This window comes from Paenibacillus peoriae KCTC 3763, assembly GCF_000236805.1.
Lineage (GTDB): Bacteria > Bacillota > Bacilli > Paenibacillales > Paenibacillaceae > Paenibacillus > Paenibacillus peoriae.
Genome location: NZ_AGFX01000011.1, coordinates 195,186 through 210,823 on the forward strand (window position 1 = coordinate 195,186; position 15,638 = coordinate 210,823).

The 15,638-nt window shown below is 48.9% G+C and carries 17 protein-coding genes; 16 read left to right on the plus strand and 1 reads right to left on the minus strand.

Features of this window, described 5'->3' with window-relative positions:
- Window positions 1-87 precede the first annotated feature (87 nt).
- Window positions 88-1,239, plus strand: a complete 1,152-nt coding sequence (locus KQI_RS0103310; RefSeq protein ID WP_010345294.1) for an iron-containing alcohol dehydrogenase — start codon at window positions 88-90, stop codon at window positions 1,237-1,239.
- Window positions 1,240-1,414: 175 nt separating this feature from the next.
- Window positions 1,415-2,131 (plus strand): metal-dependent hydrolase, encoded by a 717-nt coding sequence (locus KQI_RS0103315; protein WP_010345295.1) that lies wholly within the window; start codon window positions 1,415-1,417, stop codon window positions 2,129-2,131.
- Between the two features lie 125 nt (window positions 2,132-2,256).
- On the opposite strand, the gene KQI_RS0103320 is transcribed toward KQI_RS0103315, so the two are convergent.
- On the minus strand, window positions 2,257-3,336 hold the full coding sequence (locus KQI_RS0103320; RefSeq protein WP_010345296.1) for a M42 family metallopeptidase: 1,080 nt from the start codon (window positions 3,334-3,336) through the stop codon (window positions 2,257-2,259).
- Between the two features lie 183 nt (window positions 3,337-3,519).
- Between KQI_RS0103320 and spoVAC the strand changes: the two genes are divergently transcribed.
- The 14 genes from spoVAC (at window position 3,520) to KQI_RS0103390 (ending at window position 15,637) form a co-directional block, all read left to right on the plus strand.
- Window positions 3,520-4,023 carry a stage V sporulation protein AC gene (spoVAC, locus tag KQI_RS0103325; RefSeq protein WP_010345297.1) on the plus strand — a complete coding sequence of 168 codons (504 nt, stop codon included), beginning with the start codon at window positions 3,520-3,522 and terminating at the stop codon, window positions 4,021-4,023.
- Window positions 4,023-5,045 carry a stage V sporulation protein AD gene (spoVAD, locus tag KQI_RS0103330; protein WP_010345298.1) on the plus strand — a complete coding sequence of 341 codons (1,023 nt, stop codon included), beginning with the start codon at window positions 4,023-4,025 and terminating at the stop codon, window positions 5,043-5,045. Before spoVAC ends, spoVAD begins: the two co-directional genes overlap by 1 nt.
- Complete coding sequence (gene spoVAE, locus KQI_RS0103335) at window positions 5,042-5,398, plus strand: stage V sporulation protein AE (protein WP_007431310.1); 357 nt, start codon at window positions 5,042-5,044, stop codon at window positions 5,396-5,398. The genes spoVAD and spoVAE overlap by 4 nt, the downstream gene beginning before the upstream one ends.
- Before the next feature lie 208 nt (window positions 5,399-5,606).
- Window positions 5,607-6,566 (plus strand): AAA family ATPase, encoded by a 960-nt coding sequence (locus tag KQI_RS0103340; protein WP_010345299.1) that lies wholly within the window; start codon window positions 5,607-5,609, stop codon window positions 6,564-6,566.
- A 3-nt stretch (window positions 6,567-6,569) separates the two neighbouring features.
- Window positions 6,570-7,817 carry a DUF58 domain-containing protein gene (locus KQI_RS0103345; RefSeq protein ID WP_010345300.1) on the plus strand — a complete coding sequence of 416 codons (1,248 nt, stop codon included), beginning with the start codon at window positions 6,570-6,572 and terminating at the stop codon, window positions 7,815-7,817.
- The gene (locus KQI_RS0103350; protein ID WP_010345301.1) at window positions 7,814-10,060 is read left to right on the plus strand and encodes a DUF4129 domain-containing transglutaminase family protein; all 2,247 of its coding nucleotides are present in this window, start codon (window positions 7,814-7,816) and stop codon (window positions 10,058-10,060) included. The genes KQI_RS0103345 and KQI_RS0103350 overlap by 4 nt, the downstream gene beginning before the upstream one ends.
- Before the next feature lie 145 nt (window positions 10,061-10,205).
- Window positions 10,206-10,736 carry a YqeG family HAD IIIA-type phosphatase gene (locus tag KQI_RS0103355; protein ID WP_010345302.1) on the plus strand — a complete coding sequence of 177 codons (531 nt, stop codon included), beginning with the start codon at window positions 10,206-10,208 and terminating at the stop codon, window positions 10,734-10,736.
- Complete coding sequence (yqeH, locus tag KQI_RS0103360) at window positions 10,729-11,856, plus strand: ribosome biogenesis GTPase YqeH (RefSeq protein WP_010345303.1); 1,128 nt, start codon at window positions 10,729-10,731, stop codon at window positions 11,854-11,856. The genes KQI_RS0103355 and yqeH overlap by 8 nt, the downstream gene beginning before the upstream one ends.
- Before the next feature lie 107 nt (window positions 11,857-11,963).
- The gene (aroE, locus tag KQI_RS0103365) at window positions 11,964-12,833 is read left to right on the plus strand and encodes a shikimate dehydrogenase (RefSeq protein ID WP_010345304.1); all 870 of its coding nucleotides are present in this window, start codon (window positions 11,964-11,966) and stop codon (window positions 12,831-12,833) included.
- Between the two features lie 69 nt (window positions 12,834-12,902).
- Window positions 12,903-13,199 carry a ribosome assembly RNA-binding protein YhbY gene (yhbY, locus tag KQI_RS0103370; protein WP_010345305.1) on the plus strand — a complete coding sequence of 99 codons (297 nt, stop codon included), beginning with the start codon at window positions 12,903-12,905 and terminating at the stop codon, window positions 13,197-13,199.
- Between the two features lie 18 nt (window positions 13,200-13,217).
- Complete coding sequence (gene nadD, locus KQI_RS0103375; RefSeq protein WP_010345306.1) at window positions 13,218-13,808, plus strand: nicotinate-nucleotide adenylyltransferase; 591 nt, start codon at window positions 13,218-13,220, stop codon at window positions 13,806-13,808.
- Window positions 13,792-14,388 (plus strand): bis(5'-nucleosyl)-tetraphosphatase (symmetrical) YqeK, encoded by a 597-nt coding sequence (yqeK, locus tag KQI_RS0103380; protein WP_010345307.1) that lies wholly within the window; start codon window positions 13,792-13,794, stop codon window positions 14,386-14,388. The genes nadD and yqeK overlap by 17 nt, the downstream gene beginning before the upstream one ends.
- A complete protein-coding gene (rsfS, locus tag KQI_RS0103385) occupies window positions 14,385-14,732 on the plus strand; it encodes a ribosome silencing factor (protein WP_007431300.1) in 348 nt (115 codons plus the stop codon). Before yqeK ends, rsfS begins: the two co-directional genes overlap by 4 nt.
- Window positions 14,729-15,637, plus strand: a complete 909-nt coding sequence (locus tag KQI_RS0103390) for a CvfB family protein (protein ID WP_010345308.1) — start codon at window positions 14,729-14,731, stop codon at window positions 15,635-15,637. The genes rsfS and KQI_RS0103390 overlap by 4 nt, the downstream gene beginning before the upstream one ends.
- The last annotated feature ends 1 nt before the right edge of the window (window position 15,638 follow it).

The window sequence follows — 15,638 nt, forward strand, 5'->3', positions numbered from 1 at the left end:
CAGGTGGTAGACTCAGAAAGATGTAGCTTGATAATAGAAGGCAGAGATAACTGGAGAACGATAAGCATAAAGAGGAGGTCTTTGAGTATGGGAGCAAATGTCTTTTATGTACCGCCAGTAAACTTAATGGGAAGAGGCTGTCTTGGGGATCTGGGACCGTTATTGCAAGAGAGAGGATTTTTGAAAGCGCTTATCGTGACAGATAAATGGCTGCGCCGAAACGGGATTGCAGATCGGGTAATCGCTGTGCTGGAGCAGCACAGAATTCCATATATGGTGTATGACGGAGTCCAGCCTAACCCTACCTGTGACAATGTTCACAAAGGTGTTAAGGTATTTCAGGATCATCAATGTGATGTTCTCGTCTCGGTGGGAGGCGGATCGCCTCAGGATGTGGCCAAAGCTATTGGCATCATTGTTACAAACGGAGGACATATTTCAGAATATGAAGGCGTTCACAAATCCAAGCAGCCATCCGTTCCGATTGTAGCGGTGAATACAACCGCAGGGACTTCCAGCGAGGTCACGATTAACTATGTCATTACCGATGAGAAGCGAAAGATCAAAATGGTTATGGTTGATAAAAACAGTTTGGCTTCCATCTCTGTCAATGATCCTGAATTAATGGTGGGAAAACCGGCTGAATTAACTGCAGCAACAGGTATGGATGCGCTTACACATGCGATTGAGGCATTGGTTACTCCTGGAGCCTATTCGGTTACGGATGCCACAGCGTTAGCTGCTGTCGAACTCATATTCCATTATTTGCCTGAAGCTGTGGAGAACGGTCAAAATATCGAAGCCCGCGAAAAGCTTGTATACGCTGTTTTTTTGGGAGGGCTGGCCTTTAATAATGCGGGCTTGGGATATGTACATGCGATGGCCCACCAGCTTGGTGGTGTGTACGATCTTCCGCATGGCGTGTGTAATGCGATGCTGCTGCCCTATGTCCAGGAGGCCAATGCACAGCATGTTCCACGTAAATTCAGACCCATCGCCAAGGCGATCGGATTTTCTATCAAAGGGCGAACTGACGAGGAATGCGCTGAGTTTGTTGTGGATGCCATCCGTGGTTTGTCCCAGGAGGTCGGAATCCCGAAACGTTTGTCTGAGCTGGGAGTAACCGATCCGGATCTCAATCTGTTAGCAGACCATGCGATGAAAGATGCATGTGCACCTGGTAATCCATTTCAACCGACCAAAGAAGAAGTTATTGCTCTGTTTCAAAAAATACTTTAAAACGTATGTTTGTACTCGAACACGAATATTTGGACTGGGACTTTTGACCGATGTCCTTTAAATAGAATAAGCGAACTATTGTTCTCCTTTTGTTTGTCGTATACAATCGAATCATGCTGATTTAAATAGAGTGTTGAACTCTGTTGTATGCTGCAACGAAAGGATGTTATGCACCATGATGGGAAGAGCCCATTTGATTATTGGAACCGGGGTCTCCCTGTCGGTATTAGCTTTGAGTGGACACGAAGTGACTCCAGCTGCCGTGGCTGCTGCTGTGGTCGGTTCACTGTTGCCGGATATTGACGAACCTAATTCGATGCTTGTGAGTCGTGCATTGCCTACGAAAATGCTTAGACTCGTGCAGCTTCTGATGATTGGGGCTGCCGGCTGGGTATTTTTCACCCGTATGGCCCCGCCGCCGTGGAATCTTGTGCTGGCTTTGCTGATGATTAGCGCTTCTTTTATGCCTTCACGATCCATGCGCAAGGTCATTATCTTTTTAATTGGTATCGGCTTAGCCTGGTACGGGGAAGCATATACGCCGTGGAATTACATTGCCGGGTGTCTGCTGATTATTTGTACACTTGTCCCGCACCGGGGCTTAACACACACGGTGTATGGAACAGCGGCATGGACTGCGCTGCTGTACGGTACGACCCGTTTGCATGGGGATAGCATATGGCTGGCCGGAGGTATGGCGTACTTGCTGCATTTGCTGGCTGATTCCTTGACGAATAACGGTATTAAACCTTTGCCGCCGTTCAAATGGAAGCTACGGTTTAAGCTGATGAGCACCGGAACCCGCAAGGGGGCAAAGGTAGAGAGCGTCTGCATTGCTTTAACGACCGTGCTCGTTATTATTGCTTTGCTTCGCTATAAGCAGCTGATTTGAGGGGGTTCGATCCCTCTAAACCAAAAAACAGTCAAAACACATAAAAAGTGTTCTGGCTGTTTTTAAGGATATAAGGTGCTTAGCTTTATTTTGTAAAAGTTTGAGCTGTCTACAGATTGAACCCCTTATGCGCGTTCAATAATGGTATTCAGCGTGGTACGATCCAGATTTTGTACCAGCTTGACGATCAGCTCTTTGGCTGCATCGTAATCATCGGTGTGAATAATAGAAGAGGAAGTATGGATGTATCGTCCGCAAATGCCAATGACGGTGGAGGGTACGCCAATTCCGCTCAAGTGCACTTGACCTGCATCTGTTCCTCCTGTAGAAATAAAATATTGATATTTGATTTTGTGTGTTTCCGCCATGTCCTGTACATATTCTACGATCCCGCGATGTGTAATCATACCTGGATCAAATACCCGCAGCAGGGCGCCTTTGCCAAGCTGCCCGTATGTATTCGGATCTCCGCCCATATCGTTGGCAGCACTGCAATCCAGTGCAAAGAAAATGTCCGGCTGAATCAGATGGGCCGCTGTGCGTGCACCGCGCAGTCCCACTTCTTCCTGAACCGTAGCCCCAGCATACAACGTATTAGGAAGTTTGTTCTTTTCCTTATGCAATGCCTCCAGCAGTTCAATCGCCAAGCCCACACCATAGCGGTTATCCCATGCTTTAGCCATGATTTTTTTGGGATTCGCGAGTGGCGTGAATTCACAGATCGGTGCAATGGCCGTTCCAGGTACGATCCCTAGATTTTGCGCTTCCTGACGGCTGTCTACGCCGATATCCAGATACATATGCTTGATGTCCATAGGCTTGCTGCGTTGAGATTCATCCAGCAAATGGGGCGAGACAGAGCCGACTACACCGATGACTGGTCCATTAGGAGTCAGCACCTGAAGACGTTGTGACATGATGGCCTGACTCCACCAGCCTCCAACCGGCTGAAAACGAATCATTCCATTTTCCGTAATCCCGTTCACGATAAATCCGACCTCATCCAGATGGCCTGCGACCATCACACGGGGTCCACTCTCTTCACCGCGCAGAACACCAAAAAGACTGCCCAACCGATCTTGCACGATTTCGTCCGTATAACCGGATATCCGCTCTTTCACCCATGCCCGCAGCTCTCGCTCATGACCTGGAATGGAAGGAAACTCCGTTAAGGTTTTAAACAATTCCAATGTTTTTAATTCCATGTTGCATACCTCACTTCTTATTAATTAACCAGTGGTCGCATGTATTCAGTATGAATGCATTTGTACGGAATGTCCACGAGATCATTTTCCTGACATAACAATTCCCCATAAAGCTAATAATGATAAGGACTCAACAATCCGAAACCGCCAAGTGCGGAATTTACGTCAAAGGGGTGGTGAATGATGCCAGCTAAATCAGGGCAACGCGGTTTTCGTACCAATACGTCCCCGTTGTCCATAAATGAGAAGGACTACCAGAGTGTTTCCCAAAAGCATGAACCTTCCAGAAATTTATTTGCCAATTGTGTGCGCGCTTTTCTGGTTGGGGGCGTCATCTGTGTGATTGGGCAGGCGATTCAGGAGGCTTTTATGGCAGGAATGCACCTTTCTGCCAAAGATGCTGCTGCACCGACTTCATCTATGATGATCTTGCTGGCGGTCATATTAACCTGCATCGGGGTTTACGATAAGATTGCCCAATGGGCGGGAGCGGGAACCGCTGTACCCATTACAGGCTTTGCCAACTCGATGTGTTCAGCGGCATTGGAATATCGTTCCGAGGGACTGGTACTCGGAGTGGGCGCAAATATGTTTAAGCTTGCAGGCTCGGTTGTCGTATTCGGGGTTGTGGCCGCATTTGTCGTGGGTGTTATATATGCCATCCTCGGTTTGGGGGGGCATCACTAATGAAAAGACAGGGAGGGCAAACCTGGAAGTTTGAGTCGAGACCGCGCATCATTGGGAGTGCAACCGTTGTAGGCCCGGATGAAGGTGAGGGACCGTTATCCACAGATTTTGATTATATTTATGACAATATCGAAATTAACGAGAAAACATGGGAAAAAGCGGAACGCAGATTAATTGAGCATTCTACTGAGCTGGCGCTAATAAATGCCAATTTAAACAAAGAGGAAGTGCAGTTTTTTATCAGTGGTGATCTGATGAATCAGATTATCAGCAGTTCCTTTTCGGCCAGCAAGCTGGCCATTCCTTATCTTGGTGTTTTTGGAGCCTGCTCAACCTCAATGGAAAGCTTGGCTTTGGCCGCGCTTATTGTGGATTCTGAGGCGGGCGACTACGTGTTGGCGGGTACGACCAGTCATAACTGCACGGCGGAGAAGCAGTTCCGCTATCCTACAGAATATGGGTCACAGAAGCCGCCCTCAGCTCAGTATACCGTTACAGGCTCAGGTGCCGTAGTGGTGGGACATGCCAAGACAGGCACAGTGGTGGATTGTGCTACTATTGGACGCGTTATGGATATGGGCATCAAAGACCCTTTTAACATGGGCGGAGCTATGGCTCCGGCAGCGGCGGATACCCTGTTGTCTCATTTTCGGGATACAGGCCGGGACCCTGGATACTATGACCTCATTGTAACGGGGGATTTGGCCTCAGTGGGGCTGCCGATTGCCAAGGAGCTGCTAAAAAAAGATGGATATGATATGAATCAGACGGAATTTAATGATTGCGGTTTACTGATTTACGATATCAATAAGCAAAAGAAAGTGATTGCAGGCGGCAGTGGTTGCGGATGCTCGGCTGCGGTAACCTACGGGCATCTGTTAAAGCGGATTGAAAAGGGAGAACTGAAAAATGTACTGGTTGTGGCAACCGGGGCTTTGCTATCTCCTTTGTCCACACAACAGGGGGAAAGTATTCCCTGCATTGCACATGCTGTAGCTTTCGAAGCGGGAGGACAAGTATGATATATCTATGGGCTTTTTTAGTTGGCGGTGCCATTTGTGTCGTGGGCCAGCTAATGATGGATTGGCTTAAAATGACACCGGCACATACGATGAGTACGTTGGTGGTAGCAGGTGCCATTGCTGATGGCATCGGGATCTACGATCCGCTTATCAAATTTGCAGGAGCAGGTGCGACGATTCCAATTACCAGTTTTGGCAACTCACTCGTACACGGCGCCTTAACCGAATTGGAGAAGGACGGATGGCTTGGTGTCATTACAGGGATTTTTAGTCTGACTAGTGCAGGGATTTCCTCGGCGATAATTTTCTCTTTTCTGGCATGCTTGTTTGTTCGTCCAAAGGGAAGTATATAATTTAAATATGACATAAGTGAAGTAAATAAGTATATACGTGAGCCCTTCGGTCTGATGATCGAAGGGCTTTTGGATATGCTGTACACACGGCATGACGCGAAGGAAAGATGCATTTTGAAGGATATGGGAAAGGAGTTAAGTGTACTCTGTGCCCGCCTTCATGTACAATAATAGGAAACATGTTGCTATCTAGGAGGTTTACTGAGTTATGCCCGTACGTCAAGAATCTGCGCAGATTGTATCTGCAATCCGTTCGAATCTGGAATCATGCATATTAGGAAAATCCTTTGAGATAAAATTATTGCTTACCGCTATGCTGGCGGGTGGGCACATTCTGATCGAGGACGTTCCGGGTACGGGAAAAACGCAAATGATCAAGGCTCTTGCCAAATCCATGCGCGGTGATTACCGCCGTGTCCAATGTAATCCTGATATTCTCCCAAGTGATATTACGGGGGTTTCCATATTTCATCCGCGGGATGAACGTTTTTATTTTCGTCCAGGTCCTGTGATGACAAACATTTTGCTGGCGGACGAAATTAACCGCGCCACGACGAAAACTCAATCGGCTCTGCTGGAAGTGATGGAAGAGCGCAGTGTGACCGTGGATGGGGAAACACATATGTTGCCTCATCCTTTTATGCTGTGTGCGACACAAAATCCGATTGATTTTGAAGGCACTTATATGCTGCCGGAAGCGCAGTTGGATCGTTTTATGCTCAAAATCAGCCTGGGCTATCCTGATATGGAGACAGAGCGAAATATGCTGCTTCATCATCAGGTGGGTCAGCCGGCAGATCGTCTGGAGGCTGTAGCCCATATGGAACAGATTGCTGCGATCCAGCAGGAAATCCGGGAGATCTATATGGACGAGGCAGTGACGTCCTATTTACTTGATATTGTACGTGCGACGAGAGAACATCCATCGATGCTGCTGGGAGCCAGCCCGCGGGCAGCGCTTGCTTTTGTAATGGCCGCCAAGGCGTACGCTTTTTTGGACAACCGTGATTATGTGCTGCCTGATGATGTGAAGGCACTGGCACCATATGTGCTGACGCACCGTTTGTTGCTTCGTCCCGAGGCGCGTCTGGATAGCTCGAACGCCCAGTCCGTACTTCAGGCTATTCTCCGGCAGGTTCATGTACCTGTACGGATGGAGCGTTCTTAGGGAATGAATATGGTCAAAAGAAAACGCAGGGTTCCCCGTCTGTCCGGCCGCATCTGGCTTCTGATGGTCATATGGGTGGTCTGCCTGCTGTATTTGTTGTTTCAGGGCGGAAAAACGTCAGTGATGCTGTTGTGTATGGTTACGCTGATGGGTGTTTATTTATGGATTGTTGGTCTGAGCGGGGTTCGCCGTGTTCAAGGCTCACGGCAGCTGTCGCATGGCTCGGAGTTTGGCGAGCTGCTGCATGCGGGAGATCAGGTGCATGTAAAGCTGAATCTGCGTATCCCCGGCTTTCTTCCGTTGCCGTATATCATTGTCCGCGAGGTGCTCAAGCGACATACAGGCGAGTCCTGGTCGTTTGAGGACAGCGTCATTCCCAGTCTGAAGGGGAGCGGGCAGCTTACATTCCAGACTCCTGCTTTAGAGCGGGGGAGCTACTATTTTGAGGAAACCGAATGTGTCAGTGAGGACATCTTCGGCCTGTTAGAGCACAAAGGCAGATTGAACGCACGAGGTGAATTTCGGGTACTGCCCCGAACGGTATTCATCCCGTATTGGCAGGTGAATGATCGTCGCTCAAGGATGTCCGGGCCGCAAACGGTTCAAACTCGAACACGGCGTGAAACGACGCAAATTAACGGTGTGCGAGACTATGTATATGGAGACCGGTTTTCACGTATCCACTGGAATGCGACTGCTCGTACAGGTAGCTGGAAATCCAAGGAATTTGAGCATGAAACAGTCCCCAAAACCATGCTTGTACTGGACCTGCAAACGAAGCATTATATAAACGCTGACCAGTTTGAACTGGCTGTGTCCTCTACCGCTTCATTGCTGGAATATGGCGGACGGGAGCGAATGGGGGTCGGCCTGTGCACGGCCGGAGAGAAAGGCACTGTTTTTCAACCCAGTGAGCAGATGATGGAACGACAACGGATGATGCATCACTTGGTAGACATACACCTGACTTCACAAGGCAGCTTGATGGCTGCTGTGGAGAACAGTGTACGTCAATTTCCACAAGGCTGCTATTTTGTGCTGGTCAGTCCGTTGAAGGATCAGCGGGCGCTGGAACTTCTTCGCTGGGCTGATATCCGGGGGATGACTCCGTGCCACGTCCAAATTGGAGAAGGCTCCGCTGAGGTAAAAGCTGAAGAATGGTTAAGCATGCTTCGTACAAGGGGAATACAAGGCTACCATATTCCGAGCCTTGAAGAACTCCCGGCTGTGATGGGAGGAGGGACACTATGAAGAGCTGGTTACAATCGTTGAAGGGTTCGTGGGCGCTGGCCTTTACCTTTTTATGGATTATTATTATTGCCATGCAATGGGTGTCCTTTGCTTCCGAATTGTGGATGGAGGAGACAAGAACACTTGTATTAATGACCATTACGATGCTGGCTCTGGTGAAAATTTTATTGCCATTCCGACCATGGATTGAATTTATCATTAAGGCGGCGACGCTCTTTTTTATCTTGTATCGGACACTCGTGACCTACTCAATCATAATCCCTTTCGGGGGTGCAGCCAACCGCCTGGATCAATTCATATCGAATATGTCCCCTTATATTTGGTTTTCTTTGATCGCTTGGCTGATCATTGAAATGGTGCCGCTTATTGTTACGACCAAGCAGCGGATTATCGTATTTGTAGGCATCAATATTGCTGCGCTGGCGGTGCTTGATTCATTCACGCCAACAGTGCTTTGGGAGGAAGTAGCTTGGATCGTTTTTGCCGGTATGGGCTGGCTGGTAACGCAGCATTTGCAGTATTTTCGCCAGCGCTATCCACAAGGCTGGAAACATATTCGCCGCTATCCGTATAAAATCGCAGCCAATATTGCGGTCATTTTCGCGCTGATTATTATGGTTGGCGTGAATATGCCTGAGATACAGCCCGCTTTGACAGACCCCTATACGGCGTGGACTCAGCGAAATAGCTCTACTACTGTCGGGATCAACAATGGACCTGGGGCGATGAATCAGCGGATGAGCACCGCGTCGGGCTATAGCCGCCAGGATAATCGTTTGGGTGGAGGTTTTAATTTTGATTATTCTCCCGTGATGACCATTACGACCAATCAGCGAAGCTATTGGCGGGGGGAGTCGAAACGGATCTATTCGGGTACAGGCTGGAGTGATGCTGGCAACGATGATCAAACACTAAATGATGTGTCCATGACCGCAGAGCTGGAAAATACACAGGAAACGCGGCATTCGACCGAGCAGGTCGTTCAAACGATTACGATGCAAAATGATCAGAGCTATCCGGTTCTGTTTGGCGCCTATTCGATACATCGTGTTCAATCTGTGGACAGAGATTTTCGGGCCAATGGGTTACGTTGGAATCCGGAACAGTCAGAACTGCTTTGGAACGCAGGCTCCCACAGAACTGCTTATCCCAAAACGTATACCCTGGTATCATATGTGCCTGTAATTCCCGAGAAAGCGCTGCGCACAAAAACCTTTAGTGATCTATATGGGGCAAACAAACAGGAAGCTTACTTGCAAATTCCAGATGAGTTGCCGCAGCGAGTGCGCGATTTGGCTAAAAACATTACGTCAACAGCCAAAACGCCGTATGAAAAGGTCGGACTGCTACAGAAGTATTTACAGCAAAATTATGCATATACCAATAATCCGGACCTCTCACGAAAAAGAAGCAAGGATTTTGTAGATGCTTTTCTGTTTGAAATCCGAGAGGGCTATTGCGATTATTACTCGACTTCGTTAGTCATGATGGCCCGTTCGATTGGGGTTCCAGCCCGTTGGGTCAAAGGATATGCGCCTGGTCAGCAGACATTTTCGGATGAAGCAACAACGGACGATGCTGGTGAAAATATGTCCTCTTACTCTGTAACAAATGCGGATGCCCATTCCTGGGCGGAAGTATATTTGGGTGAATATGGCTGGGTTCCTGTAGAAGCTACGCCGGGCTTTGATATGCCGTTGCTTACCGAACAGGAGGAAACAAAGACGCCTGATGCTCCCGAGGTCAAAGATCAGCCTGAACCGGAACAGCCTGGACAGACTCCTCAGGTTAATCCAGAGGAAGGATTAAAGATTCATCCGGCCTTTATAGCTGTGGCGGCTGCAATCCTTGTGCTGTGGGCTGCATATATTATTTGGCGTAATCGCGCAGATATCCACTTTTACCTGCTTCGCTTGCGCAGAGGGAAGCCGCTCACCCCAGATGAAAAGGTAATTGTCGAAACAGAGCACTGGTTGGGGTACATGCGAAGAAAGGGATTTGGGCGTGCCAGTCATGAAACGCTGAGAGAATCGGTCGCGAGATGGTCGGCAGAAGCACCGGAGCGTGCTGCCATTTTACAGCAGCTGCTCGAACGGTTTGAACAGTCGCGTTATAGTCCATCTTCAGTAACCTTGGAGGATTGGCGCCAGGTTCGAAAGCAAGTTTCCCTGTTGCATAAGGAAGGACGGACAAGACGATGGGCTGGACGAAAAGCTGCGCCAGATCAGAAGGATAAAGTATAGTCATTTTCTCCAGGCGCAAATGCCGTCGATTTTATAATCTTTATCTATAGGCCGGGTAAAAAAGCTGTCCGTTTGTTGCGGATAGCTTTTTACTAAGCCATAGTAATATGGTATAGTTTGTCGTATGAAACTGAGGTGACCGATGTTGTTTGAAATGCTCATGCCCAAATTACGGGTGAATACCGTCTTTGATATTGATCTTGAAGGCTTGTATGCTCAAGGATATCGCGGCATTATTACGGATCTGGATAACACGCTGGTCGGCGCAAAAGCGCCGAACGCGACTCCCGAGCTGGTGGCCTGGTTCGAAAAGGTCAAACAGACGGGTTTTAAGCTTGTCATCGTGTCCAATAACAATATGAACCGTGTATCCATGTTTGCTACACCTTTGGACATTGAATTTATACATGCTGCACGGAAACCCTCCAACTCGTCCTTTCGCAGAGCCATTCGTATGATGGAGCTTACTCCGGAAGAGACTATGATGGTCGGGGACCAAATGTTGACGGACGTATTAGGTGGCAACCGACTGGGATTGCATACGGTGTTGGTGTTGCCGATATCCATCCATGATGAAGGAGTCATGACCCGTTTTAATCGGCGGCTGGAGCGAATCGCGCTCACAAGGTTACGTAAGAAAGGCTTATGGCTTGAGGAGGAAAAGAAGAATGACTGAAAGACCTGACGGCGGAATTGCCGTCAAATGTAGCGGCTGCGGGATCACAATGCAGACTACTAGCCCGGAGCTCCCGGGGTATATTCCTGAAAAATTGCTTACACGGGAGCCTGTCATCTGTCAGCGCTGCTTCCGCATCAAAAATTATAATGAAACGTCTTCAGTGGCAGTGGATCAGGACGAGTTCCTAAAGCTGCTCAGTCAGATTGGGGACAAGGACGCGCTCGTCATCCACATTGTAGACATCTTTGATTTCGAAGGCAGCTTGATTTCCGGGCTGCAACGTTTTGTAGGCTCCAATCCGGTTATACTGGCTGTCAACAAGACTGATTTGCTGCCTAAGGTAACGAATTGGAACAAGGTTCGTAACTGGGTACAAAAGCAAGCGAAGGAGCAAGGTTTGCGTACGGCAGATATTGTACTGTGTTCGGCTAAGAAAAATCAGGGCTTTGACCGTTTGCTGGATGTGGTATCCGAGCTGCGTGGCAACCGAGACGTATATGTGGTCGGTGCGACCAATGTGGGTAAATCCACTCTCATTAACCGCTTGATTCGTGATTATAGCGATATGGAACAGGAGCTCACAACGTCCCGCTACCCGGGAACCACACTTGATATGGTGAATATTCCACTCGATGACGGCAAGCATATTATTGACACTCCAGGGATTGTATACCCTTGGCGGTTCAGTGAAATCGTTTCCCGTCAGGATTTGAGCGCCATTATGCCGGACAAGCCACTGAAGCCTGCTGCTTATCAACTGGATTTCGGACAGACCTTGTTTTTCGGCGGCATGGGCCGATTTGATTTTATAGAAGGTCAGCATCAATCCTTTACCTGCTACATTAACGGTGGGTTAAAAATACATCGCACGAAGCTGGAGCGGGCGGATCAACTGTTTGCTGATCATGCCGGGGAATTGCTCTCTCCGCCAACACGCGATCAATTGGCAGAAATGCCGGAGTGGACGAGACATGAGTTCCGTGTTCCCCGTAAAACTCCATCGGACATCTATATTTCCGGTTTGGGATGGATCAGGGTGAATAGCGACAGCGGAGCTCTGGTAGCGGTTCATGTCCCTCGGGGAATCCGTGTTCTTTTGCGGCCTGCGTTGATTTAACGGATGTTGTAAGCCATGTTATAGGGCGGCAAGGAACATGTTCAGGTTCCTGCCGCCATTCATGTATTTGTGCAGCCTAATATTTTGCAGTATGGGAGAGATCAACGATGAGCAGCGGGGAGTCTGGAGCGACCGAGCAAGGTCTTGTACTATTAGGCGTATTGGGGGATCCGATCAAGCACTCCAAATCGCCTCTTATGCATAAAATAGCTTTGCAGGTAGCGGGAATTGAAGGGGATTTTGTACCACTTCACGTCAAGCCGGATCAGTTAGAGGATGCCATGAAGGGAATTCGGGCATTGCATTTCCGCGGAGTCAATGTGACAATTCCCCATAAAGTTGAGGTTATGAAATATCTGGATGAGATTGATGAAGGGGCCAGGCTGATCGGCGCCGTCAATACAATTGTGAATGACAACGGACGGCTCAAGGGTTACAATACCGATGGAATCGGCTATGTGCGTTCCCTTAAGGAAGAGACTTCGGTGGAATTGAAAGGTGCAAGAATTGCCGTTCTTGGAGCTGGAGGGGCTGCTCGCGGCGTGATTCATGCTCTTTTGGAGGAGCAGCCGGAATCAGTTATTATTCTGAACCGAACACGCGACAAAGCTGAGCAACTGGCACAGGAATGGACGACGGAATCGATTCCAGTAAAGGGCTATGCCAACGATGAGGCGAAGAACGTGCTTGCAACGGTGGATGTGTTGATCAATACAACCTCGGTGGGAATGTCTCCTTTATCAGATGAGCTTCCACTGGAAACGAGCTTGATTCCGAAGGGAATCATTGTGAGTGATTTGATTTATAACCCGCTGGAAACAAGGCTTTTACGTGAAAGCCGTGAACAACGTGGCTGTATTGTGCATGGTGGCTTGGGGATGTTCGTGTATCAGGGAGCAGTGGCCTTTGAGTATTTTACGGGGGTTGTCCCGGCGGTAGACCAGATGAGAGCGGCAGTGCTGAGAAGCCTGTCATAGGTCAGATTTTACATTTAAAATTATGGAAATGCCGCATTGCATATGTGGTGATGAAGGGGTTAATTATACATGTTAACAGGTAAACAAAAAAGATACTTGCGCTCCATGGCGCATCATTTGGACCCGGTTTTTCAAGTAGGGAAAAACGGTACGAATGAGCATCTTATGCGTCACATCAACGATGCGATTGAAAAACGTGAACTGATGAAGGTGCAAATTTTGAACAACTGTCTGGATGACAAGCATGAAATTGCGGAAGAGCTGGCTGCGGAAACAGATTCCGAGCTTGTGCAGATCATCGGGAGCACCATTATTTTGTACAAGGAATCCCGTGATCACAAGCAAATTGAGTTGCCAAGAGGATAAACACGCGGGGAGAATACTATGAAAATCGGTATTATGGGCGGTACATTTGACCCGATTCATATTGGGCATCTGCTGGCTGGAGAGGCGGCAAGGGATGCCTATGCGCTGGATCAAGTATGGTTTATGCCTTCTCATATCCCTCCGCACAAGCATCAGGCGGGTGCGAGCGGCACGGAGCGTCTGGAGATGACAAGAGAAGCGGTGGCGGGTCATCCCGCTTTTGAAGTGCTGGATATTGAAGTTCTTCGCGGTGGGGTATCTTATACCATTGACACGATCAAGGAGCTTCAGGAGCTGCACCCTGCGGTGGATTTTTATTTTATTATTGGCGCGGATATGGTCAACTACTTGCCTCATTGGCAGGGAATTGAGGAGCTGGCGCAGCGGATTTGCTTTATCGGTGTCAGACGCCCCGGTTTCCAGCTTGCATTACATGAGTTGCCGCATTATTTGCAGAACAAGATATTGCTGGCGGACATGCCAGTGGTGGACATTTCATCGACGGATATTCGGGAACGTGCTGCAGAAGGGCGCACCATTCGTTATCTTGTGCCTGACCGTGTGCATGACTATATTACAAGGGGCGGTTTGTATGAAGTACAGCCGTGAGCAATTGATGGAGGCCGTATCCGGTCAGATGCCTGAAAAACGCTGGAAGCACACGCTGGGTGTTATGCATACCTCCGTGGAGCTAGCCAAGCGCTATGGTGCCGACCCGGAGAAGGCCGAACTGGCGGCTATTTTGCATGATGTGGCTAAATATTGGCCTGTTCAGCAGATGGAAGAAGTGATTCGCAGTCATCCCGAATGTGATCAGGAGCTTTTGGAGCATGACAAACAGCTCTGGCATTCTGAGGTGGGATACTGTGTTGCAGCAAGAGATTACGGGGTAGATGATCCGGAAATACGAAATGCGATTCGCTGGCATACGTCAGGGCGTGTAGGCATGAGCCTGCTGGATAAAGTCGTGTGTCTCGCTGATTACATTGAGCCGGGCCGTGATTTCCCCGGGGTCGATCATATCCGAAAACAGGCCAAAAAAAGTTTGGAGCAAGGGCTTGTCGCTGGATTTGACTCTACGATTTCATTGTTGCTGGAGAAGCAAAAGGTTATTTTTCCTTTGACGGTCTTGTCGCGCAATGACTTGATTCAACAACTAAAACAGAGAAAAACGGAGGTTCATGAATGACCCTAACGAATGAGCAATTAATGCAAACTGCGGTTGATGCAGCTAATGATAAAAAGGCAATGAATATTGTTGCACTGGATTTGCGTGGAGTATCACTTGTAGCGGATTATTTTGTAATCTGCCACGGTAATTCGGATACACAGGTACAGGCGATTGTAACCGAAATTCGCAAACGTGCTCATGATGAAGGTGTAACAATCAAGGGTATCGAAGGCATGGATTCCGCACGCTGGGTTCTGATGGATTTGGGGGATGTGGTAGTGCATGTATTCCATCGCGACGAGCGTGAATATTATAACATTGAACGACTCTGGTCGGATGCTAAGGTCGTGGAGAAGGTATGAGTCTGATTGCTGGTACTTATGTCACCATTATGGTGGACCGCGAGGTGTCCCCTTTTGGCTACTTTCTCACCGTCGGTGAGCAGGATGTGCTGCTGCATTATACGGAGCTGACACGCGAGATCGAGGTAGGCGAACGGTTGGAGGTATTTATTTTTTACGATACAGAGGACCGTTTGGCCGCAACCATGAAAAAGCCGTTCTTGTCGCTGGGCGAAATGGCAAAGCTTGAGGTGGCCGATGTGCACCCGCGCTTGGGATGCTTCTTGGAGATGGGACTGGGTCGCCAGCTTTTGCTGCCGATTCGCGAGCTGCCGGAGAACCGGGACTTGCATCCTCGGGTGGGCGACTACGTGTATGCGATCATGGAGCATGACAAGCAGGGCAGACTGCGGGCCAAGCTGGCAGGAGAGCAGGAACTGGCTCCCCTGTGCTTCCATGCCCCTGATTCGTGGAAAAATACGTGGGTGCAGGCGACCGTGTACAAGCCCCTTCAGATGGGTACGTTTGTTTTGGTGGACGGAGGGGTGCTTGGTTTTGGAGCCATTGGTATGATTCATTCCTCGGAACGTAACCGGATGCTTCGGTTGGGTGAAGAGGTTAAGGTACGGGTCGCGCTTGTTCGTGAAGATGGTCGTGTCAATCTGGCGATGTCGCCGCGTAAGGAAGTGGGCCGTAATGAGGATGCAGATCGGCTGATCGCTTTTCTGAAAGAGCGCCCGGGCGGAGGTATGCCTTATTCTGACGCAACCCCGGCCGACATTATCAAGCAACGGTTTGGCATCAGTAAATCTGCCTTCAAGCGTGCGATGGGCAAGCTGATGAAGGAAGGACTGGTTATACAAAAGGAAAACTGGACCTACCTGGTGGAAAAAATGCCTAAACCGAAGGACGGGAATGAGGAATAAA

Coding starts and splice junctions, on each gene's coding strand:
- aroE (WP_010345304.1), top strand. CDS start 11,964: ATGAGCAGCGGGGAGTCTGGAGCGACCGAGCAAGGTCTTGTACTATTA.
- KQI_RS0103390 (WP_010345308.1), top strand. CDS start 14,729: ATGAGTCTGATTGCTGGTACTTATGTCACCATTATGGTGGACCGCGAG.
- KQI_RS0103310 (WP_010345294.1), top strand. CDS start 88: ATGGGAGCAAATGTCTTTTATGTACCGCCAGTAAACTTAATGGGAAGA.
- rsfS (WP_007431300.1), top strand. CDS start 14,385: ATGACCCTAACGAATGAGCAATTAATGCAAACTGCGGTTGATGCAGCT.
- yqeH (WP_010345303.1), top strand. CDS start 10,729: ATGACTGAAAGACCTGACGGCGGAATTGCCGTCAAATGTAGCGGCTGC.
- yhbY (WP_010345305.1), top strand. CDS start 12,903: ATGTTAACAGGTAAACAAAAAAGATACTTGCGCTCCATGGCGCATCAT.
- KQI_RS0103315 (WP_010345295.1), top strand. CDS start 1,415: ATGATGGGAAGAGCCCATTTGATTATTGGAACCGGGGTCTCCCTGTCG.
- nadD (WP_010345306.1), top strand. CDS start 13,218: ATGAAAATCGGTATTATGGGCGGTACATTTGACCCGATTCATATTGGG.
- spoVAD (WP_010345298.1), top strand. CDS start 4,023: ATGAAAAGACAGGGAGGGCAAACCTGGAAGTTTGAGTCGAGACCGCGC.
- KQI_RS0103320 (WP_010345296.1), bottom strand. CDS start 3,336: ATGGAATTAAAAACATTGGAATTGTTTAAAACCTTAACGGAGTTTCCT.
- spoVAE (WP_007431310.1), top strand. CDS start 5,042: ATGATATATCTATGGGCTTTTTTAGTTGGCGGTGCCATTTGTGTCGTG.
- spoVAC (WP_010345297.1), top strand. CDS start 3,520: ATGCCAGCTAAATCAGGGCAACGCGGTTTTCGTACCAATACGTCCCCG.
- yqeK (WP_010345307.1), top strand. CDS start 13,792: ATGAAGTACAGCCGTGAGCAATTGATGGAGGCCGTATCCGGTCAGATG.
- KQI_RS0103350 (WP_010345301.1), top strand. CDS start 7,814: ATGAAGAGCTGGTTACAATCGTTGAAGGGTTCGTGGGCGCTGGCCTTT.
- KQI_RS0103340 (WP_010345299.1), top strand. CDS start 5,607: ATGCCCGTACGTCAAGAATCTGCGCAGATTGTATCTGCAATCCGTTCG.
- KQI_RS0103345 (WP_010345300.1), top strand. CDS start 6,570: ATGAATATGGTCAAAAGAAAACGCAGGGTTCCCCGTCTGTCCGGCCGC.